This window comes from Rhodoglobus sp. GW821-FHT12B09 (assembly GCF_058809925.1).
The window spans coordinates 82679-105943 of record NZ_JBXATB010000009.1; the positions used below are offsets into that span (position 1 = coordinate 82679).

Genomic DNA, 23265 nt, shown 5'->3' on the forward strand with positions numbered 1-23265 from the left:
GCGGTAGCGGCTGGGGCCCAGACTGCAGGTCCACAGTCAGCGGAGTGAGAACTCCTGACGGACTGCGCCTCGACGTGGTCGTCCCCGTCTACAACGAGCAAGAATCGCTCGAGCGGAGCGTGCGCGTCCTGCACGCGACCCTGGCCGAGCAGTTCGATGAGCCGTGGCGCATCACGATCGCCGACAATGCGAGCACGGATGCCACGGCCGCGATCGCCGCGGGCCTGGCCGCCGAGCTTCCCGGCGTCGTCCTGCTCCACCTGGAGGAGAAGGGCCGCGGCCGCGCCCTCAAGCGCGCGTGGCTCGAGTCGGAGGCGGAGGTGGTCGCGTATGTCGACGTCGACCTCTCCACCGACCTGCGGGCCCTCCCGCCGCTCGTCGCGCCGCTGCTCTCCGGCCACTCGGACATCGCGATCGGCACGCGCCTGGGCCGTGGCTCGCGAGTGGTGCGCGGCGCCAAGCGCGAGTTCGTCTCGCGCAGCTACAACCTCCTGCTGCGCAGCGCGATGGGCGTGACCTTCAGCGACGCGCAGTGCGGCTTCAAGGCGATGCGGCGGGATGTCGCGCAGCGCGTGCTGCCCCTCGTCGAGGACACCGGCTGGTTCTTCGACACCGAGCTGCTGATCATCGGCGAGCGCGCCGGCCTGCGCATCCACGAGGTGCCCGTCGACTGGATCGACGACGAGAACTCGAGCGTCGACATCGTCGCGACGGCCACTGCCGACCTGCGCGGGCTCGTGCGAGTGTGGCGCTCGATCCTCTCCGGGCGGATACCGCTCGAGGATGTCTACGCGGAGCTCGGCCGGCAGCCGTTCGCCCCGGCCCGGCCGCCGAGCTTCTTCGGCCAGGTCATCCGCTTCGGCATCATCGGCGGCATCTCGACCCTCGCCTACGCCGGCCTCTACTTCGCCCTGCAGTTCGCCGTGCCCGAGCAGGCCGCCAACTTCCTCGCGCTGCTCGTGACCGCCATCGCGAACACCTGGGCCAACCGCCGCTTCACGTTCCGCGTGCGCGGGCCGCAGGGCGCGCTCAAGCACCACGTGCAGGGGCTGGTCGTGTTCGGCGTCGCGTGGGGCATGACGGCGGGCTCGCTCGCCGTGCTGCACCACTACCTGCCGGCCGCGGGCCCGCACCACGAGCTGCTCATCCTCACGGCCGCGAACCTCGCAGCCACGGTCATGCGGTTCCTCGCGCTGCGGCTCTGGGTGTTCCGCCACCGCGCAGCCCACGCTCCCGTCGAGGCACCGAGCCGCGTGGTCACCTCGCGCGACCGGGTACTGAGCTCGTGACCGCGACTCGCGGACTGAGCCTGTCGAGCCCGCTCAGCGCCACGCTGACGAGAATCCGCCAGGTGCAGTCGACGATCGGCTGGGAGCGGCCCGCGTTCATCGGCCTGCTCGCCCTCACGGCGCTGCTCTACCTCGTCAACCTCTCGGTGAGCGGCTGGGCGAACTCCTTCTACTCGGCCGCTGTGCAGGCCGGATCCGTCAACTGGGAGGCCTTCTTCTACGGCTCCTCGGACGCGGCCAACTCGATCACCGTCGACAAGCCGCCGGCCAGCCTGTGGCTCATGTCGCTGTCGGTGCGACTGCTCGGCCTCACCCCGTTCGCCATCCTGCTGCCCGAGGCGCTCATGGGCGTCGCGACCGTCGCCGTGCTCTACCTCATCGTGCGGCGCCGGTTCCCGGCGGGCACCGCCCTGCTGGCGGGCCTCACCCTCGCTCTGACCCCGGTCGCCGCGCTCATGTTCCGGTTCAACAACCCGGACGCCCTGCTCGTGCTTCTCCTCACCCTCTCGGTGTACTTCACGCTGCGCGGCATCGAGAGCGGCAGGCTCCGCTGGGTGCTGCTCGCGGGTGCGATGGTCGGCCTCGGCTTCCTCACCAAGCAGCTGCAGGCCTTCCTCGTCCTGCCGGTGCTCGCGGGCGTGTACCTGTACGCGTCGCCGCGCTCCCTCCGGGTGCGGTTCGGCCACCTCTTCGGCGCGCTCGGCGCGGTGATCGTGAGCGCGGGCTGGTGGGTCGCGATCGTCGAGCTCGTGCCGGCGGGCGCGCGCCCGTACATCGGCGGCTCGCAGGTCAACGACTTCCTGGAGCTCACGTTCGGCTACAACGGGCTCGGCCGCCTCACCGGTCACGAGACGGGCAGTGTGACGAGCCCCACGGCAGGCTCGCACTGGGGATACACCGGCCTCGACCGCCTCTTCAGCGGAGACTTCGGCGCGCAGGTGACGTGGCTCATGTTCGCCGCCCTCGCGGGACTCGGCGCCGCCCTGTGGCTCATGCGCCGCCTGCCGCGCACCTCGACCGCGCGCGCGACCACCCTGCTGCTCGGCGGAACGCTCGTCGTCACGGCCCTCGCCTTCAGCTTCATGGCGGGCATCTTCCACGCGTACTACACGGTGGCACTGGCCCCCGCCCTCGCGGGAACGTTCGCCATCGGCGCGGGGCTGCTGTGGTCGCGGCGCCGCACGCGCTGGGCGCGCATCGTGATGGCCGTGCTCGTCGCGGGGACGGCGGCCTGGGCGTTCGAGCTGCTGCTGCGCTCCGGCTCCTGGCTGCCCTGGCTGCGGTGGGCAGTCCTCGCGCTCGGGATCGCGGGCACGGTGCTGCTGCTCGCGCGCGGCGGCCGGGCGCGGGCGCGCGCCGTGGCATCCGTCTCGCTCGCCGCGGTGCTCCTCGGGCCGCTCGCCTTCACGCTCGTCACGCTGGCCGTGCCGCACACCGGCTCGGTCGTGATGGCCGGGCCCTCGTCGCCGGGGAGCTCGGGCATCGGCGGGCCGGCCAGCCCGCTGGCGCCCTTCACGGTGCACGGCGCCCAGGGCGGCGGTCTGCTCGACGCGGCGCAGGTGAGCCCCTCGCTCGCGAGCACCCTCGCGGTGGACGGCACCGACTACACGTGGCTCGCAGCGGCGATGGGCTCGAACCAGGCCGCGGGCTACCAGCTCGCGACGGGATTGCCGGTCATGCCGATCGGCGGCTTCAACGGCAGCGACCCCTCGCCGACGCTCGAGCAGTTCCAGCGGTACGTCGCGGACGGGCGCATCCACTGGTACATCGTCGGCACCCTGGGGCGGTCCAACGGCGGCTCCAACTCGTCGTCGCTCATCTCGGGCTGGGTGGTCGGCAACTTCCAACAGGTGACCATCGAGGGCACGCGGTTCTACGACCTCACGAAGCCGCTGGCGTGAACTCGTAGCGCGCTGTCCGTTTGTCGCGCGACAGCGTCGGGAGCCCCCGCCAAGATTGACGGGTGACTACGGAAGCCCACACCGGGCGGCTCGGCCTCGGGCAGGCCTCCGCCCTGTACATCGCGGCGGTGCTCGGCACGGGCATCCTCGCCCTCCCCGGTCTTGCCGCGGATGCCGCCGGGCCGGCGTCGATCGTGGCCGTGCTGGCCGTGCTCGTCGCCTCGATCCCGCTCGCCGGGACCTTCGCGGCGCTCGCCGCTCGCTACCCCGACGCGGGCGGGGTGGCGACGTTCGTGCGCCTCGCGCTCGGGCCCACCGCGGCCCGGATGAGCGGGTACTGGTTCTTCTTCGGGGTGAGCTTCGGCGCGCCCGTCGTCGCGATCCTCGGCGGCGAGTACGTGGCCGCGGCCATCGGCGCCCCGCGGTCCTCCGTGCCGTGGATCGGCCTCGCGTTCCTCGTCGTGCCGCTCATCGTCAACGCGTTCGGGCTCCGGCTCACGGGGCGCATCCAGCTCGGGCTCACCGCCCTGCTGCTCGTCGTCGTCATCGGGGTCGTCGTGGTCTCCGCGCCCGCCTCGGACGCGGCCAACTTCACGCCCTTCCTGCCGAACGGCTGGGCGGGCGTCGGCCTCGCGATCAGCCTGTTCGTCTGGGCCTTCGCGGGCTGGGAGGCGGTGACGCACATCGCGGGGGAGTTCCGCGATCCGCGCCGCACGATCCCGATCGCGACGGGCATCGCCATCGTGGTGGTCGGCCTCTCGTACCTCGCGCTGCAGGTGGTCACCGTGGGGGTGCTGGGGTCGGGGCATCCCGACAGCCTGGTGCCGCTCATCGACCTCGTCAGCGTGACCGTCCCCGGTGCGGGGCCGATCGTCGTCGCCGTGATCGCCGCGGTCGTCGCCGTGGGGGTGCTCAACGCGTACATCCCGGCGTTCGCCAACCTCGCCGCGTCGCTCGGCCGCGACGGCCACCTGCCGCGGTGGTTCGCGAAGGGGGCCGAGGCGGGGGCTGTGCCGCGCCGCGCGCTCGCGCTGTGGGCCGTGATCGCCCTCGTGTACTTCGCGGCGATGGTGGCCACGGGGCTGCAGCTCGAGCCGTTCATCCTCATCCACACGAGCTCGATGGTCGCGGTCTACGCGCTCGGCATGGCCGCGGCCGTGCGGCTGCTCGAGCGCTTCTCGCTGGGCTGGTGGATGGCCGTGGTCTCCGTCGTGCTCGTCGCGGGGCTGCTCGTGCTGGCGGGCGCGCACCTGCTCATCCCCGCGGTGCTGGCGGTGGCCGCGGTCGTGGTGACCGCCGTGAAGCGATTGCGCCGAGGGTAGCTCACTAGGATTCAGGGCATGAGCGCGGCGACCGGCGGAGGCAGGCCCAACATCCGTCAGGTCGCGACGCTGGCCGGGGTCTCGCACATGACGGTGTCGCGCGTCCTCAACGCGAGCGAGAGCATCGCCCCCGCCACCCGGGAGCGCGTGCTCGAGGCGATGCGGCAGCTCAACTACACCCCGAACAGCGCAGCGCGGGCCCTCGCCTCCCGCAAGACCAACCGCATCGGAGTCGTGGTGGACAGCGTGGTCGAGTACGGCCCCGGCAGCACGCTCCGGGCCATCGAGGACGCCGCGCACGACCGCGGCTACACCGTGTCGTCGGTGGCGGTCTCCGCGGACCGCTCGGTCACCGCGCACGACGCGCTCCTCAGCCTCGTCGCGATCGGCATCGACGCCCTGTGCCTGATCACGCCGCGCACCTCGTCGATCGACCTGCTGCGGGAGGTGTCGAACGGCATCCCGACCCTCGTGGTGAAGGCGGAGCCGGAGGACGACTTCTTCACGGTCTCGGTCGACCAGAAGCAGGGCGCGGCGCTCGCGGCGCAGCACCTCATCGACCTCGGGCACCGGAGCATCCTGCACCTGTCGGGGCCCCAGGACTGGCTGGACGCCCGCGCGCGCGATCGCGAGTGGCACGACCACCTCGAGCGCGCCGGCCTGCCGCACCGGGAGTCGGCGGTGGGGGACTGGAGCTCCGACTCGGGCTACGCGTTCGGCAGCACTGTCGAGCCCGACTTCACCGCCGTGTTCGCGGCGAACGACCAGATGGCGCTCGGGCTCATCCACGCGTTCCACGAGCGGGGCATCCGGGTGCCGGAGGACGTGAGCGTGGTGGGCTTCGACGACGTTCCGGATGCGCGGCACTTCCTGCCCCCGCTCACGACCGTGCGGCAGGACTTCCACGCCCTGGGGACCCTGAGCGTCGCGACGCTGCTCGCCGCCCTGGACGACGGTGACGTGCCGCAGCGCACCCTCCTCGAGCCCGAGCTCGTGGTGCGGGCATCCACCGCGCCTCCGCGGTGACCGGCCGGCCGTTCTTGCGGCTGTTCGATGTGACCGGTAACATCGCACCGTGACCAGCTTCAGCCTCGACGTCGAGGCCTCCATCGCCACAGTCCGGCACGATGTTGCCGCGCTTCACTCAGAACTCGTCAGGTACGGGCTCGTGGTGTGGACCGGAGGCAACGTCTCCGGCCGCGTCCCCGGGGCGGACCTGTTCGTGATCAAGCCGTCCGGGGTCTCCTACGACGACCTCGCTCCCGAGAACATGATCCTCTGCGACCTAGACGGCCACGTGGTGCCCGGCACCCCCGGCAGCGACAGCTCGCCGTCGAGTGACACCGCGGCGCACGCGTACATCTACCGGAACATGCCGCGGGTGGGCGGTGTCGTGCACACCCACTCCACCTACGCGACGGCCTGGGCCGCCCGCGGGGAGGAGATCCCGTGCGTGATCACCGCCATGGCTGACGAGTTCGGCGGTCCGATCCCGGTCGGGCCGTTCGCAATCATCGGGGACGACTCCATCGGCCGCGGCGTCGTGGAGACTCTCACCGACCACCGCTCGCGCGCCGCGCTGATGCAGAACCACGGCCCGTTCACAATCGGCGCCTCCGCGAAGGACGCGGTCAAGGCTGCGGTCATGGTCGAGGATGTCGCGCGCACCGTGCACATCGCGCGGCAGGCCGGCCCGCTCATCCCGATCCCGCAGGACGCCATCGACAGGCTGTTCGACCGCTACCAGAACGTGTACGGGCAGTGACGGCCACCGCACTCGGCATCGAGCTGGGCTCGACCCGCATCAAGGCCTGCCTCGTGGACGCGGACGATCCGTCGCGCGTGCTCGCGGTCGGCGAGCACGAGTGGGAGAACCAGCTCGTCGACGGCCGCTGGAGCTACTCGCTCGAGGACGTCTGGGCCGGCGTCCAGGCGGCCTACGCGGCACTCGTGGCCGCCCTCCCCGAGAAGCCGTCCTCGTTCGGCGCGATCGGCGTCTCGGCGATGATGCACGGCTACCTCGCCTTCGACGCCGAGGGCGAGCTGCTCGTGCCCTTCCGCACGTGGCGCAACACCTCCACGGGGCCCGCCGCGGCTGCGCTCACGAGCGCGTTCGGTGCGAACATCCCGCTGCGCTGGTCGATCGCGCACCTGTACCAGGCGGTGCTCGACGACGAGCCGCACGTCGGCGACATCAGCTTCCTCACGACTCTCGCCGGCTACGTGCACTGGAAGCTCACCGGCTCGAAGGTGCTGGGCGTGGGCGATGCATCCGGCATGTTCCCGATAGCCGCCGGCGGCTACGACAGCGGGATGCTCGAGGCCTTCGAGCGGCTGGCACCCGGGCTGCGCCTTCCCGGCCTCCTGCCCGAGGTCCTGCTGGCCGGACAGCCCGCCGGCGCACTGACCGCCGAGGGCGCGGCGCTGCTCGACCCGACCGGCGCGCTGCAGGCCGGCGTTCCGCTGTGCCCGCCCGAGGGCGACGCCGGTACCGGCATGGTCGCGACGAACTCGGTGGCTCCCCGGGCCGGCAACGTCAGCGCCGGCACGAGCATCTTCGCGATGGTGGTGCTCGAGCGGCCGCTCGCGACGGTGCACGACGAGCTCGACGTGGTGACCACCCCTGCAGGCGACCCGGTCGCCATGGTCCACTGCAACAACGGCGCGAGCGAGCTCGCCGCGTGGGTGTCGGTCTTCCGCCGGTTCGCGGATGCCGCGGGCGCGCCGATCACCTCCGACGCCGCGTACGCCGCGCTCTTCCGGGAGGCGCTCGAGGGCGAGGCGGATGCGGGCGGCATCCTCGCCTACAACCAGCTCGCCGGCGAGCCGATCGCCGGCCTCGACGAAGGGCGCCCCCTCGTCGTGCGCACGAGCGAGAGCAGCTTCACCCTCGCCAACTTCATGCGCGCCCAGCTGTACGGCGTCTTCGCCAGCCTGAGCCTCGGCATGGCAGTTCTCGACGAGGAGGGCGTGGAGCTCGACAGGATGTTCGCGCACGGCGGCATCTTCCGCACGGCCGGAGTGGCGCAGCGGTTCCTGGCCGCGGCTCTCCGCACCCCGGTGTCGATTGCGGAGACCGCCTCGGAGGGCGGGCCGTGGGGCATGGCCGTGCTCGCCGCGTACTCCGTCTCCGGCGGCGGGCATTCGCTCGCCGACTACCTGCACACCGAGGTCTTCCGCGGCGCGACGTTCACCGTCGTGGAGCCCTACTCGGACGACGTCGCGGGCTTCGCGTCGTACCTCGGCACCTACCGCGCGGGCCTCGCCATCGAGCGCACCGCGGCACAAGCGATCTGACGAAGGAGTCCCCATGGGCACGAGCATCATCCCCGACCTCACGACCAAGCAGGTCTGGTTCCTCACCGGCAGCCAGGGCCTCTACGGGGAGGAGACCCTCCGCCAGGTGGCCGAGCAGTCGCAGGAGGTGGCCGCCGCGCTGGCGGGGGCGTCGGCCATCCCGGTCACCGTCGTGTGGAAGCCCGTCCTGACCAGCAGTGACGCGATCCGCCGAGCAATGATCGACGCGAACAGCGACGACTCGGTGATCGGGGTCATCACCTGGATGCACACCTTCAGCCCGTCGAAGATGTGGATCCACGGGCTCGGCGCGCTCAGCAAGCCGCTGCTGCACCTGCACACCCAGGCGAACGTCGCGCTGCCCTGGGACGAGATCGACTTCGACTTCATGAACCTCAACCAGGCGGCCCACGGCGACCGCGAGCACGGCTACATCCTCAGCAGGATGAGCATCGCCCGCAAGACCGTGGTCGGCCACGTCTCCAACCCCGCGGTGATCGACCAGGTCGCCACCTGGACTCGTGCGGCTGCCGGGTGGGACGCCGCGCAGAACATGAAGCTCGCGCGCTTCGGCGACAACATGCGCTACGTCGCCGTGACCGAGGGCGACAAGACCGAGGCCGAGATCCGCTTCGGCGTGCAGGTCAACACCTGGGGCGTCAACGAGCTGGCGGATGCGGTGGCCGCCGCGTCGGACGCCGACGTCGACGCGCTCGTGGCGGAGTACCTCGAGTCGTACGACGTCGTGCCCGAACTGCTCGTCGACGGCGAGCGGCACCAGTCCCTGCGGGACGGAGCCGCTATCGAGCTCGGCCTGCGGTCGTTCCTCGAGGCAGGCGGGTTCACCGCGTTCACGACGAGCTTCGAGGATCTGGGCGCGCTCAAGCAGCTTCCCGGCCTCGCCGTACAGCGGCTCATGGCCGACGGCTACGGCTTCGGTGCCGAGGGCGACTGGAAGACCGCGGTCCTGGTGCGGGTCGCCTCCGTCATGGGGGCCGGCCTGCCCGGCGGCGCCTCCCTCATGGAGGACTACACGTACCATCTCGTCGCCGGCGAGGAGAAGATCCTCGGTGCGCACATGCTCGAGGTGAGCCCGTCCCTCAGCTCGGAGCGCGCGAGCCTGGAGATCCACCCGCTCGGGATCGGCGGCAAGGACGACCCGGTGCGCCTGGTATTCACCGCCGACTCCGGCCCCGCCGTCGTCGTCGCGATGAGCGACATGCGCGACAGGTTCCGGCTCGTCGCGAACGTCGTCGAGAATGTTCCTCTCGACGCCCCGATGCCCAACCTCCCGGTCGGCCGGGCGGTGTGGAAGCCCGCACCGGACTTCGCGACATCCGCCGCCGCCTGGCTCACCGCGGGCGCCGCCCACCACACGGTCATGACGACGGCGGTCGGCGTCGACGTGTTCCGCGACTTCGCCGAGATGGCGGGCACGGAGCTGCTCGTCATCGACGAGGGCACCACGCTGCGCGACTTCCAGCGCGAAGTGAAGTGGAACGCCGCCTACTACCGTCTCGCCCAGAGCCTCTGAGCGTCGCGGCGGTGGTCCGCGTGCATAATAGGACCACTAATGTGAACGTACACAAGCAATGGAGCGCGGACCACCCACATGGAGCCAGAGAAAGTCCGCGCGCCGAACATCCGTGACGTCGCACGGCTCGCGGGGGTCTCGTACCAGACCGTCTCCCGCGTGCTCAACGAGCACCCGAGCATCCGGCCCTCCACCAAGGAGCGCGTCCTCGAGGTCATCAGCGAGATCGGCTACCGGCCCAACCAGGCGGCGCGCGCCCTCGTCACGAGCCGGTCGCGCACCATCGGCGTCCTGACCTCGCAGAACGCGCACTACGGCCCGACGACGAGTGTGACGGCGATCGAGCACGCGGCGCGCGAGGCCGGCTACCGCATCAGCGTCACGAGCCTCGCCTCCACCGAGCACACCTCGATCAAGGCTGCACTCGAGCAGCTCCAGACGCAGGCGGTCGAGGCCCTCGTCGTGATCGCCCCGCAGGTGCGGGTGCTGGAGGCGATCCGCGAGCTCGAGATCACCGTCCCCTATGTGACGCTGCAGAACGCCGACGTCGGCGGGCACAACAGCATGTCGGTGGACCAGGTCGCGGGGGCGCGGATGGCGACCCAGCACCTCATCGACCTCGGGCACACCGAGATCATGCACATCTCCGGGCCGCAGGACTGGATCGAGGCCGAGGCGAGGATGCAGGGCTACCTCGACGCGATCAACGAGAGCGACCTGCGCACCCGGGCGCCGATCCTCGGCGACTGGAGCAGCCACTTCGGCTACTACGCCGGCCTCGAGCTGCTGAAGTTCAGAGACTTCACCGCACTCTTCGCGAGCAACGACCAGATGGCGCTCGGCTTCATGCACGCCTGCTGGGACTCGGGGCTCTCCGTCCCCGGGGACATCAGCGTCGTCGGCTTCGACGACATCCCGGAGGCCGCGCACTTCTACCCGCCGCTGACCACGGTGCGCCAGAACTTCACGGAGATCGGCCGGAGGGCCGTGTCACTGCTGCTCACGGAGCTGCAGGGCGGCACGGTCGCCTACGACACGATCGTGCCCGAGCTCGTGGTCAGGCGGTCCACCGCGGCACCGTCCGTGTGATCGTGACTGTTTGGTGACCTCTCCCGCTTGACAGATGTGACCGTTTCGCGTGTAACCTGATCGCAGATGTGAAACGGTCACATCCTGATTGCAGCAGCCCCAGCTCACACACAGACGATGGAGTCTCATGCCCGGCACGAGTGACCTTCCCGGTGTGAGCTCGCTCAGCCCGGCGATCGAGGTCGCTGTCGCCCGCACTCGCGATGAGGTTGCGGCGCTGCACGCCGAACTGGTGCGCAACGGCCTCGTGGTGTGGACCGGCGGGAACGTCTCCGCCCGCGTGCCCGGTGCCGACGTCTTCGTGATCAAGCCCAGCGGTGTCTCCTACGACGACCTGCGCCCGGAGAACATGATCGTCTGCGACCTCGACGGCGCGGTCATCCCCGACACCCCCGGTTCTGAGCGCACGCCGTCCAGCGACACGGCCGCCCACGCCTATGTGTACCGGAACATGCCCGAGGTCGGCGGGGTGGTGCACACGCACTCCACCTACGCGACGGCCTGGGCCGCCCGCGGCGAGGAGATCCCGTGCGCCACGACCGCGATGGCCGGCGAGTTCGGCGGGCCCGTCCCGGTGGGGCCCTTCGCGATCATCGGCGACGACTCGATCGGCCGCGGCATCGTGTCGACGCTGGCCGACCACCGCTCCTCGGCCGTGCTCATGCGCAACCACGGCCCGTTCACGATCGGCGCGACCGCCAAGGACGCGGTCAGGTCGGCAGTGATGGTCGAGGATGCCGCGCGCACGGTTCACATCGCGCGACAGGCCGGCCCGCTCCTGGCGATCCAGGACGACGCCATCGACGCGCTGTTCCACCGCAGCACCCAAGCTTCCCGGGATTCCTTCCCGGAAGAGGTCAGGCCTTCATGGACGAGGCCCGACTACACGCACCACAACTGACAATGACGTCCACACGAAAGGAAACACAGTGAAGAAGAGAAGCATTCTCTCGCTCGTTGCTGCTGGAGCCATGGTTGTCGGCCTCGCGGCCTGCGCCCCGGCTGCCGACACCGGAAGCGGCGAGGGCGGCGGCGAAGGCGGCCTCATCGGCGTTGCCATGCCGACGAAGTCGTCCGAGCGCTGGATCGCGGACGGCAAGGCACTGAAGGAGACCCTCGAGGCCCAGGGCTTCACGGTCGACCTGCAGTACGCCGAGGACGACATCCCCACCCAGGTCAGCCAGGTCGAGAACATGATCACCAAGGGCGCCAAGGCCCTGATCATCGCCGCGATCGACGGTACGACGCTCACCAACGTGCTGCAGGAGGCCGCGGACGGCGACATCCCCGTCATCGCCTACGACCGCCTGATCCGCGACTCGGAGAACGTCAACTACTACGCGACGTTCGACAACTTCCTCGTCGGACAGCAGCAGGCCTGGACGCTCCTCAACGGCCTCGGCCTGACGGAGCTCGACGGCACCGCGATCGCGGACGCGCCCAAGGGCCCGTTCAACATCGAGCTGTTCGCCGGTTCGCCTGACGACAACAACGCGACGTTCTTCTTCAACGGCGCCATGGACGTGCTCCAGCCGCTGATCGATGACGGAACGCTCGTCGTCAAGAGCGGCCAGACCGACTTCACCGCAGTGGCAACGCTGCGCTGGGACGGCGAAGTCGCCCAGAGCCGCATGGAGGACATCCTCACGTCGACCTACTCGGACGGCAGCAAGGTCAACGCTGTTCTCTCCCCGTACGACGGCCTGTCGCGTGGAATCATCTCCGCGCTGACGGACGCCGGCTACACGGTGGGCGACGAGTGGCCCATCATCTCGGGCCAGGACGCCGAGGTCGACTCGGTCAAGGCGATCCTCGCCGGTGAGCAGTACGCCACCATCTTCAAGGACACCCGCGAGCTCGCCAAGGTCGCTGCGGCCATGGCGATCGCCGTCCTCGGTGGAGACGAGCCGGAGATCAACGACACCACCACGTACGACAACGGCAAGCTCATCGTTCCGTCGTACCTGCTCCAGCCGGTGCAGGTCGTCAAGGACAACGTGAAGGAAGCCCTCGTTGACACGGGCTACTGGACCGCTGCCGAGATCGGCCTCTAACCAGCGCCGTTTGGCATAAGCACCACGCCGGTGGCGGGGAGGCAAGCCCTCTCCGCCACCGGCTCTCAAGCACTACGCTCCACACAAGCCGTTCGACAAGGAAGCCGGAGAAAGCCCGTGACCACCAACATCCTGGAAATGCGTTCCATCACCAAGACGTTCCCGGGCGTGAAGGCACTCCAGGACGTGACCCTCGAAGTAGCCCGCGGCGAGATCCACGCCATCTGCGGCGAGAACGGTGCGGGCAAGTCCACCCTGATGAAGGTGCTCTCCGGCGTCTACCCGCACGGCAGCTACGACGGGGACATCGTCTTCGAGAACGAGGTCGTCGGGTTCCGCGACATCCGCGACTCCGAGGCCAAGGGCATCGTCATCATCCACCAGGAGCTCGCGCTGAGCCCCTATCTCTCGATCGCCGAGAACATCTTCCTCAACAACGAGGTCAAGGGCGCGTTCGGCCTCATCGACTGGAACAAGGCCAACAGCGAGGCATCCACGCTGCTCGCCCGTGTCGGCCTCCGGGAGAACCCGACCACCAAGATCCTCGACTTGGGCGTCGGCAAGCAGCAGCTCGTCGAGATCGCCAAGGCCCTCTCCAAGAAGGTCAAGCTGCTCATCCTCGACGAGCCCACGGCCGCCCTCAATGACGAGGACTCCGACCACCTGCTCGACCTGATCCTGCACCTCAAGGAGCAGGGCATCACGTCGATCATCATCAGCCACAAGCTCAACGAGATCAAGAAGATCGCCGACTCGGTGACGATCCTGCGCGACGGCAAGACCATCGAGACGATCTCCCGGACGGACGTCACGGAAGAGCGCATCATCAAGGACATGGTCGGCCGCGACCTCGAGCACCGCTACCCGGACCACACGCCGCACATCGGCGAGGAGATCCTGCGGGTCGAGAACTGGACGGCCCACCACCCGCAGGACTCCAGCCGCGTCATGGTCGACAACGTGAACCTGTCGGTGCGCCGCGGCGAGATCGTCGGCATCGCGGGGCTCATGGGCGCCGGCCGCACCGAGTTCGCGATGAGCCTGTTCGGCCGCAGCTACGGCAGCCGCATCTCGGGCCGGGTCTTCAAGAACGGCAAGGAGATCCAGACCCGCAGCGTCGCCGAGGCGATCGACAACGGCATCGCCTACGCCACCGAGGACCGCAAGATGTACGGCCTCAACCTCATCGAGGACATCAAGCGGAACATCTCGATGGCCTCCCTGCGCAAGCTCGCGCGCGCCGGGCTCGTCAACGACAACGAGGAGTTCGAGGTCGCCAACAAGTACCGCAAGGAGCTCAACATCAAGGCGCCGTCGGTGCTGTCGAAGACCGGCAAGCTCTCCGGCGGCAACCAGCAGAAGGTCGTGCTGAGCAAGTGGATCTACTCCGACCCCGACGTGCTGATCCTGGATGAGCCGACCCGCGGCATCGACGTCGGTGCGAAGTACGAGATCTACACCATCATCAACCGGCTCGCGGCCGAGGGGAAGGGCGTCATCGTCATCTCCTCGGAGCTGCCGGAGCTGCTCGGCATCTGCGACCGGATCTACGCCCTCTCCGAGGGGCGGATCACCGGCGAGCTGCCGATCGCCGAGGCATCCCCCGAAGCCGTTCTCAAACTCATGACCATGGAATCGCCCCGCTGAGCGGGCCGCACACGACCCCACCAAGGAGCACGAACATGACCAACAACGACAGCGAGCTCGTCGAGAAGGTCGGCCCCGCGCCGTCCCGGCTGACCTCGTCGATCAGCCACATCGTCACGGACCTCGGCAAGAACGGCATCTTCATCGCCCTCATCGCCGTGGTCGTGCTGTTCTCGATCCTGACGAACGGCATCCTGCTGCGGCCGCAGAACATCTCGAACCTGATCGTGCAGAACGGCTACATCCTGATCCTCGCGATCGGCATGGTCATGGTGATCGTCGCCGGCCACATCGACCTCTCGGTCGGGTCGGTCGCGGCGTTCATCGGGGCGGTCTCCGGCGTCTTCGCGGTGAAGATGGAGCTGCCGTGGTGGATCGCGATCATCCTGTCGCTGCTCATCGGCGCCCTGGTCGGAGCGTGGCAGGGGTTCTGGATAGCGTACGTGGGCATACCGGCGTTCATCGTGACGCTGGCGGGCATGCTCATCTTCCGAGGGCTCGCGCTCGTGGTGCTCGGCAACGCGAACATCGGCTCGTTCCCGGCGGAGTACCGGGCGCTCGGCAACGGGTTCTTGACGAACGTCTTCGGGGAGTTCGCGATAGACCCGCTGACGATGGGCCTCGCGGCGATCGCCGTGATCGGCTTCATCGTGCAGAGCGTGCGCACCCGCAACGGGCGCCAGAGCTACGGCCAGGAGGTCGAGCCGCTCGGCTGGTTCGTCGGCAAGATCGTTCTCGTGACGGTGGGAGTCGGGGCATTCGCCCTCGCGCTGGCCAGCTTCAAGGGCATCCCGGTGACCCTGATCGTGCTCGCGGTGCTCGTGATGGTCTACGGCATCGTCACCAACCGCAGCGTCTTCGGCCGCCACATCTACGCGATCGGCGGCAACCGCCACGCGGCCGAGCTGTCGGGCGTCAAGACCCGCCAGGTCGACTTCTTCATCTTCGTGAACATGGGCGTGCTCGCGGCGCTCGCGGGCCTGGTCTTCACCGCGCGCCTCAACCTCGCGGGCCCGAAGGCCGGTGACGGCTTCGAGCTCGAGGCGATCTCCGCGGCCTTCATCGGCGGCGCGGCGGTGCAGGGCGGCGTCGGCACCATCGGCGGCGCCATCATCGGCGGTCTCATCATCGGAGTGCTCAACAACGGCATGTCGATCCTCGGCATCGGCATCGAGTGGCAGCAGGCGGTCAAGGGCCTCGTGCTGCTGTTCGCGGTGGCCTTCGACGTGTTCAACAAGCGCCGCGCGGGCGGCCGCTAGAAGCTGCACCCCACAGGGCCCGGTCGCCTCGGCGGCCGGGCCCTCGCGCGCTCCGGGGTGCGCGCGGCCCGCCCGCTGCCGAGCTTCCGCCAACCCCGGCACTCCCTCCCGACGTGGCCGGGGGCGCCGCCCGTCTCGGCCTGTGAGACGCGAGAAGCGGGCTCCGGATGTCGGTGCTTCCGTCATTTCGGACAGCGGACGCTCACTGCCAGTTTCATCAATGTGATCCCTCACATGACTGGCTGACGTCATTTCTCCGCACAGGGAACACCGGAATATCAGGGATCTTGACCCACGCCGTTATCCAATCGTTACCGTAGCCGTCTTGCTGTGATGCGGAATGTGAAGGCTAACATTGGCTGTCACCTGCACTGAGGCAGCGTGGACGCAGGTCGGCTCCGGCCGGGCCCCAGACAAGGAGGTTTAGGGAATGAAGAAGTTTCTGAGCGGTTTCGTGGTTGTGGGGGCCATTGCTCTCACACTGTCCGGCTGTGCCGCGAGCGGCGGTGCTGGCGAAGGCGGCGGCGGGTCTGACCTGATCACCGTCGGATTCGCGCAGACCGGCTCTGAGAGCGGATGGCGCGCGGCCAACACCGAGTCGATGAAGACCGCCTTCTCGGAGGAGAACGGCTTCAAGCTGATCTTCAACGCAGCGGACAACAAGCCCGAGAACCAGATCGCCGCGGTCCACAGCTTCATCAACCAGGGCGTCGACGCGATCGTCATCGCCGCGGTGGTGACCACGGGCTGGGACGACGTCCTGCAGGAGGCGAAGGACGCCGGCATCCCCGTCGTCCTCGAGGACCGCACGATCGACGCCGACCCGAGCCTCTACGCCGCCTGGATCGGCGACGACTTCGAGAAGGAGGGAGAGACCGCGGGCGCCTGGGCAGCCAAGACCTTCGGCGACACCCCGACGAACATGGTCGTGCTGGAGGGCACCACCGGCTCGTCGCCCGCCATCGACCGCGCCACCGGATTCAGCAAGTCCATCGAGGGCACGTCGATCACGACCCTCGACTCGCAGACCGGCAACTTCACGCGGGCCGATGGCAAGACCGTCATGGAGGGCTTCCTCCAGAAGTACGGCAAGACGATCAACCTCCTGTTCGCCCAGAATGACGACATGGGCCTCGGCGCCCTCGACGCCATCAAGGCCGCCGGCCTGGTGCCCGGCAAGGACATCCAGATCGTCTCGATCGACGCCACGAAGGACGGCATGACGGCACTGGCCAACGGCGAGTTCAACTACATCGTGGAGTGCAACCCGCTCCTCGGTGACACCGTCGCGCAGGTCGTGAAGGACGTCATCGCGGGCAAGACCGTGGAGAAGAAGATCTACGGTGTGGACGGCGAGTTCGACCAGGCTGCCGCAAAGGCCGCGCTGCCCGACCGCAAGTACTGATCCCTCGCGGCCCAGGCCGCACGCCGGCGGGGCGATACTCATCGCCCCGCCGGTTCCCCGTTCGTCAGCGGCCCTCCGGGGCCGCTCAGTAGAGAAGAATCCGGACAGTGGTCGACAACAGCGTGGTCGTCGAGATGAGCGGCATCTCCATCGAGTTCCCGGGCGTGAAAGCGCTGGACGGCGTGAGCCTCTCCCTCCGGGGCGGCGAGATCCACTCCCTCCTCGGAGAGAACGGCGCCGGCAAGTCGACCCTCATCAAGGCCCTGACCGGCGTTTACCCGGTCGACGCCGGAACCATAGAGGTGGCCGGCGTGAGGACGACCTTCGCCGGCACGGCCGACGCGCAGGCCGCCGGAGTCGCTACGGTCTACCAAGAGGTCAACCTCTGCGCCAACCTCAGCGTGGGCGAGAACGTCATGCTCGGCAACGAGGTGCGCGGACCGCTGGGGATCAACTGGCGCGCGACCCACGACCGGGCCCGCACCTACCTCCGCGAGCTGGGGCTCGACATCGATCCCCGCTCGCCGCTGGCCGTCCACTCCCTCGCCGTCCAGCAGCTCGTCGCGATCAGCCGCGCCGTGGTCGTCGACTGCCGCGTGCTGGTTCTGGATGAGCCCACCTCCAGTCTCGACCGCTCAGAGGTCGAGCAGCTCTTCGCCGTCATGCGCAGGCTTCGCGACCGCGGCGTCGCCATTCTCTTCGTGTCGCACTTCCTCGATCAGGTCTACGAGATCTCCGACCGGATGACCGTCCTGCGCAACGGGCGCCTCGAGGGCGAGTACGGGGTGGCCGAGCTCGACAGGCAGCAGCTCATCTCTAAGATGCTGGGCCGCGAGCTCGCCGAGCTCGACTCGATCGGCCGCGCGGCCAATCGCGCAGTGGACCGGTCGGGCGAGCCCATCCTCAAGGTGCTCGCGCTCGGTCGCAAGGGCAGTATCGAGCCCGTCGACCTCGAGGTGTTCGACGGCGAGGTGGTGGGGCTCGCCGGACTCCTGGGATCCGGCCGCACCGAGCTCGCACGCCTGATCTACGGGGCCGACCACGCCGACCGTGGCAGCACCCAGGTGCGCGGAACGTCCACGCGCCTCACCAACCCCCGCGCGGCGGTCGACAACCGGATCGCCTTCTCCTCCGAGGACCGCCGGGAGGAGGGCATCATCGGCGACCTGACCGTGGCCGAGAACATCGTGCTGGGGATCCAGGCCAAGCGGGGGTGGCTGCGCAAGGTCGGCGCAGCCCAGCAGGACAGCATCGTCGCCGGGTACATGGAATCGCTGAGCATCCGGCCCAACAACCCTGCCGCGCTCGTCCGCAACCTGTCGGGCGGCAACCAGCAGAAGGTGCTCCTCGCCCGCTGGCTCGCCACCGCGCCGCAGCTGCTGATCCTGGATGAGCCGACCCGCGGCATCGACATCGGCGCGAAAGCCGAGATCCAGCGGCTCGTGGCCGGGCTCGCCGAGGGGGGCCTGGGTGTGATCTTCATCTCGTCGGAGCTGGACGAGGTGCTGCGCCTCTCCCAGCGCATCGTGGTCATGCGCGACCGTCGCAAGATCGCAGAGCTTGACAACACTCCCGAGACCGGGATTGATGACATAGTCGCACTGATCGCCAAGGAGGGCGCAGCATGAGATCGACACTGACGAAGGTTCTCAAGAACCGGATCATGTGGCCGGTGGGCGCCCTCGTGGCGCTCGTCGCGATCAACTTCATCTCCCGCCCGAGCTTCCTGAGCATCACCGTGCAGAACGGGCAGTTCTACGGGTCGCTCATCGACATCCTGCGCAACAGCGCACCGCTCATGCTGGTCGCCCTCGGCATGTGCCTGGTGATCGGGACGAGGGGGATCGACCTCTCCGTCGGGGCGCAGATGGCGATCTCGGGCGCCGTGGCCTTGACGATCATCGCCGACTCCCCGAGCCCCGACAGCCTGGGGACCGTGATCGTGGCCATCCTCGCCGGGGTCGGGCTCACCCTCGCCTTCGGACTGTGGAACGGCTTCCTGGTCGCCGTCCTCGGCATCCAGCCCATCATCGCCACACTGGTCCTGATGCTCGCGGGCCGGGGAATCGCCCTGCTCATCACCGGCGGCTTCATCACCACGATCAACAGCACGCCCTACAAGGCGATCGCCGGCGGCTACGTGTTCGGGTTCCCGTTCGAGTTCCTCGTCTCCCTGGTGGCCATCGTGGTCGTCAGCCTGCTCGTGCGGCGCACGGCGCTGGGAGTGCTCACCGAGTCGGTGGGCATCAACCCCGCCGCCAGCCGGCTGGCGGGGGTCCGATCGCGCGGCATCGTGTGGAGCCTCTACGGCCTCAGCGGGTTGCTCGCCGGTGTCGCGGGCGTGCTCTACAGCTCGAACATCATGGCGGCCGACGCGAATGCCGCGGGGGTGAACATCGAGCTCGACGCCATCCTCGCGGTCGTGCTGGGCGGCACCTCCCTCGCGGGCGGCAAGTTCACACTCGCCGGCACCGTGGTCGGGGTGTTCACCATCCAGACGCTGACGTCGACCATCACGTTCCTCGGGGTCCCGCCGGCCGTCACTCCGGTGTTCAAGGCCATCGTCGTGATCATCGTGTGCCTCTCCCAGTCCCCGCGGGTGCGGGCCTGGCTGGCAGGCCTTCGGCCACCCACACGGCGGGCCCCGGTGCCGGACTCGCCCTCGATCGAGCGGACTGCATCATGACCATCACCACGGAGCGAGAGGCCCCGGCCGCGCACGAGACCGCCCCGGCCTGGCGCCGGGCCGTCATCTCCCGGTTGTCGTGGGTGCCGGTGCTGGCTGCCGTCGCCCTCCTCGTCATCATGTTCGCCGCATCGCAGGCGTATTTCGGACGGTTCGTGACGCCGGGCGTGCTGTCGTCCCTGCTCGTCGACAACGCCTACCTCATCGTCCTCGCCGCCGGAATGACCTTCGTCATCCTCTCCGGGGGCATCGACCTGTCCGTCGGCGCCGTGATGGCCTTCACCGGCGTGCTCGCGGCGTCGCTGCTCTCGATCGGGGTGCCGTCGGCCGTCGTCATCCCGATCATGATCGCGGCGGGCGCCGTGTTCGGCGTCATCATCGGGGTGCTCGTCCAGTACTTCAACGTGCAGCCGTTCATCGCCTCCCTCGTCGGGATGTTCCTCGCGAGGGGGCTCTGCTACGTTCTGGCGCCGAGGGCGATCAAGGTGACCGACGAGTGGGTTCTCGGCCTGCAGTCGACGAAGCTCGGCGGCGGGGGCTGGTACATCACGGCCACCGTCATCATCGCGCTCGCGGTCGTGGTGGTGGCGGCATGGGTGCTCGGCTACACGCGGTTCGGGCGCACCGTGTACGCGGTCGGCGGCAGCGAGCAGTCGGCGCGGCTCATGGGCCTGCCGGTGGCGCGCACCAAGGTCCTGGTCTACGTGATCAGCGGCGCGCTCGCGGGTGTCGCGGGGCTGCTGTTCACCTCGTACACCGCCGCGGGCTACAGCCTGAACGGTATCGGGACTGAGCTGGACACGATCGCCGCGGTCGTGATCGGCGGCACGCTGCTGACCGGCGGAAGCGGGTACGTGGTGGGCTCGCTCGTGGGCGTGCTCGTCTACGGCGTCATCAAGACGGCGATCAGCTTCATGGGCGTCGACCAGTCGTGGACCCGCATCACGATCGGGGTCCTCCTGCTGGCGTTCGTGGTCGTGCAGCGCCTGATCGTCTCCCGGGCCGGGCGACGCTGAGATGAGCTACTAGGCTCACTAACGCTCGAGGTAGAGCTCAGGAACGCGAGGTCGCAGATGGACGCTGCTCCGGTGGTCGAGGTGGTGGGCGCGAGCCTCCGCTTCGCCGGAGACACCGCGCTCGACAACGTGGACTTCCGGATGTTCCCCGGCGAGGTGCACTCCCTGATGGGGGAGAACGGCGCCGGCAAGTCCACGCTGATCAAGGCCATCACCGGCGCGATCCGCCTCGACTCCGGCGCCGTGCGCCTCGGCGGGGAGCGCGTGGCCTTCGCGACCCCGGCCGCTGCCCAGCGCGCGGGGATCAGCACGGTCTACCAGGAGATCGACCTCCTGCCCAACCTGTCGGTGGCCGAGAACATCATGCTGGGCCGGGAGCCGCGGCGACTCGGGACCATCGACTGGCGGCGGACCCGTGCCGAGGCCGCGGCCGCACTCGACGCGCTGGGAATCGCCGTCGACCCGCGGTCTCCCCTCTCCAGCCACTCCCTCGCGACCCAGCAGCTCGTCGCGATCGCCCGAGCGATCTCGACCGACCTCAAGGTGCTCGTGCTGGACGAGCCGACCTCGAGCCTCGACCAGGACGAGGTGGCGGAGCTGTTCCGGGTCATCCGCGAACTGAAGTCGCAGGGCGTCGCGATCCTCTTCGTCTCCCACTTCCTCGAGCAGGTGTACGAGATCTGCGATCGCATCACGGTGCTGCGCAACGGCCAGCGCGTCGGCGAGTACCTGACGACCGAACTGCTGAGGATCGACCTGGTCCAGAAGATGCTGGGCAAGGAGGCGGCGGCGCTCGACGTGCTCGAGTCACGGCCCGCGGCGGACGCGGACCCGGCGGGCGCGCAGCCCTTCGCCTCCGCGCGCGGGATCGGCAAGCGGTCCCGGCTCCTGCCTACCGACGTCGAGGTGTTCGAGGGGGAGCTCCTCGGAGTGGCGGGTCTGCTGGGCTCGGGGCGCACGGAGCTCGCCCGACTGCTCTCCGGTGTGGACCGGCCTGACGCCGGGGAGCTCGCCATCGACGGCGAGCCGGTGCGCTTCGCCGACCCGCGCCACGCCCTCCGCGCCGGTGTCGCCTACTCCTCGGAGAGCAGGAAGACGGAGGGCATCATCGGCGAGCTCTCGGTGCGCGAGAACATCGTCCTCGCGCTGCAGGCCGAGCGGGGCTGGTTCCGGAAGATCCCGCGCGCGCGGCAGGACGAGCTCAGCGCCAGCTGGATCGAGGCGCTCGACATCCGGCCCGCCGATCCGGAGCGGCCGGCCGGCGTGCTCTCCGGGGGCAATCAGCAGAAGGTGATGCTCGCGCGCCTACTGGCGCTGGCACCGCGGCTGCTCATCCTCGACGAGCCCACGCGCGGTATCGATGTGGGTGCGAAGGTGGAGATCCAGCGCCTGATCACCGAGCTGGCCAGCACCGGGATGGCGATCGTCTTCATCTCGGCGGAGCTCGAGGAGGTGCTGCGGGTGGGGCAGCGCATCATCGTTCTGAGGGATCGCGAGATCGTCGCTACGCTCGACCCGGATACAGTGACAATCGAGATGCTCCTTGCCATTGTCGCCAGGGCGGACAGCGACGAATGAGGCTAGGAGCACGATGACCAGCGCGGACAAGCCGGCGCGCGTGGCGAACATCTTCGATGTCGCGCGCCTGGCCGGCGTCTCCCACCAGACGGTCTCGCGCGTGCTCAACGACATCCCCAGCGTGCGTCCCGCTACACGGCTGCGGGTAGAGCAGGCGATAACCCAGTTGCGCTACAGCCCCTCGCCGGCGGCGAGGGCCCTCGTCACCAAGCGAACCCGGATGATCGGGCTCATCGCGCCCAGCAGTGCAGACTTCGGTCCGTCCTCGATCGCGCTGCACTTCAGCGATGCGGCCCGGGACGCGCGGTACGGCGTGGTGAGCGTCACGTCCGTCAAGGCGGATGCCAGCTCCATCCGCCCCTTCATCGAATCGCTGCTCAGCCAGCGCGTGGAGGCGATCGTGCTCATCGTGGCCGATGTCGCGGTGCTCGACGCCGTGCGCGGGCTCGACACGGGAGTGCCGGTCATCGCCGTCGCGGCGGGCCAGCGGCGCGGCCAGCTGGTGACCTCGATCGACCAGTACCGCGGTGCCAGAGCAGCGGTACGCCATCTCGTCGAGCTCGGGCATCGGAACATCGCCCACCTGGCCGGCCCGCCGGCAGCGCCGGACGCCATAGAGCGGCTGCGGGGATGGCGCGACGAGCTCGCGGCGGCGCAGCTGGTGGCGACGGAGCCCGGCCACGGGGACTGGACCGCCGGGAGCGGGCACAGGTTCGGCATGGAGCTGACCGGCGCGACTGCCGTGTTCGCCGCGAACGACCAGATGGCCCTGGGACTCATGTCGGCGCTGGGCGAGCGCGGCCTGGCCGTGCCGTCCGACGTGAGCGTTGTGGGGTTCGACGACGTGCCGGAGGCGGCCTACTACTCTCCGCCGCTCACGACCGTCTCCCAGGACTTCGCGGCGCTGGGCGCGCTCACGATGCAGCGCGTGCTGATCGCCCTCGAGGAGCCGGATGCCGCCGCCGAGTCGACGCCGATCCCCACGCGCCTCATCGTGCGCAGCTCCACGGCGGCCCCGCCCGCCAGCTGAGCCGCGGCCCCGGCACCCGAGCCGGCCCCCCCCGCTGACTGAGCCGCGGCCCCGGCACCTGAGCCGGCCCCCCGCGAAGGTGAAGTCCGGCAATCGGCCCTTCGCGCGCGGTGGGAACAGCCGATTGCCGACCCTCGGCGGCGCGGCAGGCGGCGGCG

General features: G+C 69.4%; 18 protein-coding genes. All 18 read left to right on the forward strand.

Annotated features, from left to right (window positions below):
* Nucleotides 1–44: 44 nt before the first annotated feature.
* The gene (locus AC1RTC_RS15105; protein ID WP_493157084.1) at nucleotides 45–1289 is read left to right on the forward strand and encodes a bifunctional glycosyltransferase family 2/GtrA family protein; all 1245 of its coding nucleotides are present in this window, start codon (nucleotides 45–47) and stop codon (nucleotides 1287–1289) included.
* Complete coding sequence (locus tag AC1RTC_RS15110) at nucleotides 1286–3190, forward strand: glycosyltransferase family 39 protein (protein ID WP_493157086.1); 1905 nt, start codon at nucleotides 1286–1288, stop codon at nucleotides 3188–3190. Before AC1RTC_RS15105 ends, AC1RTC_RS15110 begins: the two co-directional genes overlap by 4 nt.
* A gap of 62 nt (nucleotides 3191–3252) precedes the next feature.
* Nucleotides 3253–4512 (forward strand): APC family permease, encoded by a 1260-nt coding sequence (locus tag AC1RTC_RS15115; protein ID WP_493157087.1) that lies wholly within the window; start codon nucleotides 3253–3255, stop codon nucleotides 4510–4512.
* 18 nt (nucleotides 4513–4530) lie between these two features.
* Nucleotides 4531–5538, forward strand: a complete 1008-nt coding sequence (locus AC1RTC_RS15120) for a LacI family DNA-binding transcriptional regulator (RefSeq protein WP_493157089.1) — start codon at nucleotides 4531–4533, stop codon at nucleotides 5536–5538.
* Between the two features lie 49 nt (nucleotides 5539–5587).
* On the forward strand, nucleotides 5588–6277 hold the full coding sequence (locus AC1RTC_RS15125; RefSeq protein WP_493157091.1) for an L-ribulose-5-phosphate 4-epimerase: 690 nt from the start codon (nucleotides 5588–5590) through the stop codon (nucleotides 6275–6277).
* The gene (locus AC1RTC_RS15130; RefSeq protein ID WP_493157093.1) at nucleotides 6274–7809 is read left to right on the forward strand and encodes a xylulokinase; all 1536 of its coding nucleotides are present in this window, start codon (nucleotides 6274–6276) and stop codon (nucleotides 7807–7809) included. The genes AC1RTC_RS15125 and AC1RTC_RS15130 overlap by 4 nt, the downstream gene beginning before the upstream one ends.
* Before the next feature lie 13 nt (nucleotides 7810–7822).
* Complete coding sequence (araA, locus tag AC1RTC_RS15135; protein WP_493157095.1) at nucleotides 7823–9343, forward strand: L-arabinose isomerase; 1521 nt, start codon at nucleotides 7823–7825, stop codon at nucleotides 9341–9343.
* A gap of 78 nt (nucleotides 9344–9421) precedes the next feature.
* On the forward strand, nucleotides 9422–10432 hold the full coding sequence (locus AC1RTC_RS15140; RefSeq protein WP_493157096.1) for a LacI family DNA-binding transcriptional regulator: 1011 nt from the start codon (nucleotides 9422–9424) through the stop codon (nucleotides 10430–10432).
* A 127-nt stretch (nucleotides 10433–10559) separates the two neighbouring features.
* The gene (locus tag AC1RTC_RS15145; RefSeq protein ID WP_493157098.1) at nucleotides 10560–11333 is read left to right on the forward strand and encodes an L-ribulose-5-phosphate 4-epimerase; all 774 of its coding nucleotides are present in this window, start codon (nucleotides 10560–10562) and stop codon (nucleotides 11331–11333) included.
* 70 nt (nucleotides 11334–11403) lie between these two features.
* Nucleotides 11404–12486: a multiple monosaccharide ABC transporter substrate-binding protein gene (gene chvE, locus AC1RTC_RS15150; RefSeq protein ID WP_493157155.1), complete on the forward strand. Its 1083-nt coding sequence runs from the start codon at nucleotides 11404–11406 to the stop codon at nucleotides 12484–12486.
* A gap of 117 nt (nucleotides 12487–12603) precedes the next feature.
* A complete protein-coding gene (gene mmsA / locus AC1RTC_RS15155; protein ID WP_493157100.1) occupies nucleotides 12604–14133 on the forward strand; it encodes a multiple monosaccharide ABC transporter ATP-binding protein in 1530 nt (509 codons plus the stop codon).
* Between the two features lie 35 nt (nucleotides 14134–14168).
* Nucleotides 14169–15392 (forward strand): multiple monosaccharide ABC transporter permease, encoded by a 1224-nt coding sequence (gene mmsB, locus AC1RTC_RS15160; protein ID WP_493157102.1) that lies wholly within the window; start codon nucleotides 14169–14171, stop codon nucleotides 15390–15392.
* Between the two features lie 430 nt (nucleotides 15393–15822).
* Nucleotides 15823–16797 (forward strand): ABC transporter substrate-binding protein, encoded by a 975-nt coding sequence (locus AC1RTC_RS15165; protein WP_493157104.1) that lies wholly within the window; start codon nucleotides 15823–15825, stop codon nucleotides 16795–16797.
* Nucleotides 16798–16931: 134 nt separating this feature from the next.
* On the forward strand, nucleotides 16932–18425 hold the full coding sequence (locus AC1RTC_RS15170; protein ID WP_493157156.1) for a sugar ABC transporter ATP-binding protein: 1494 nt from the start codon (nucleotides 16932–16934) through the stop codon (nucleotides 18423–18425).
* A complete protein-coding gene (locus AC1RTC_RS15175; RefSeq protein ID WP_493157106.1) occupies nucleotides 18422–19483 on the forward strand; it encodes an ABC transporter permease in 1062 nt (353 codons plus the stop codon). Before AC1RTC_RS15170 ends, AC1RTC_RS15175 begins: the two co-directional genes overlap by 4 nt.
* Nucleotides 19480–20499: an ABC transporter permease subunit gene (locus tag AC1RTC_RS15180; protein ID WP_493157108.1), complete on the forward strand. Its 1020-nt coding sequence runs from the start codon at nucleotides 19480–19482 to the stop codon at nucleotides 20497–20499. The genes AC1RTC_RS15175 and AC1RTC_RS15180 overlap by 4 nt, the downstream gene beginning before the upstream one ends.
* A gap of 57 nt (nucleotides 20500–20556) precedes the next feature.
* The gene (locus tag AC1RTC_RS15185) at nucleotides 20557–22077 is read left to right on the forward strand and encodes a sugar ABC transporter ATP-binding protein (RefSeq protein WP_493157110.1); all 1521 of its coding nucleotides are present in this window, start codon (nucleotides 20557–20559) and stop codon (nucleotides 22075–22077) included.
* A gap of 13 nt (nucleotides 22078–22090) precedes the next feature.
* Entirely contained in the window at nucleotides 22091–23107 is a 1017-nt protein-coding gene (locus AC1RTC_RS15190) for a LacI family DNA-binding transcriptional regulator (protein ID WP_493157112.1), read from the forward strand.
* The last annotated feature ends 158 nt before the right edge of the window (nucleotides 23108–23265 follow it).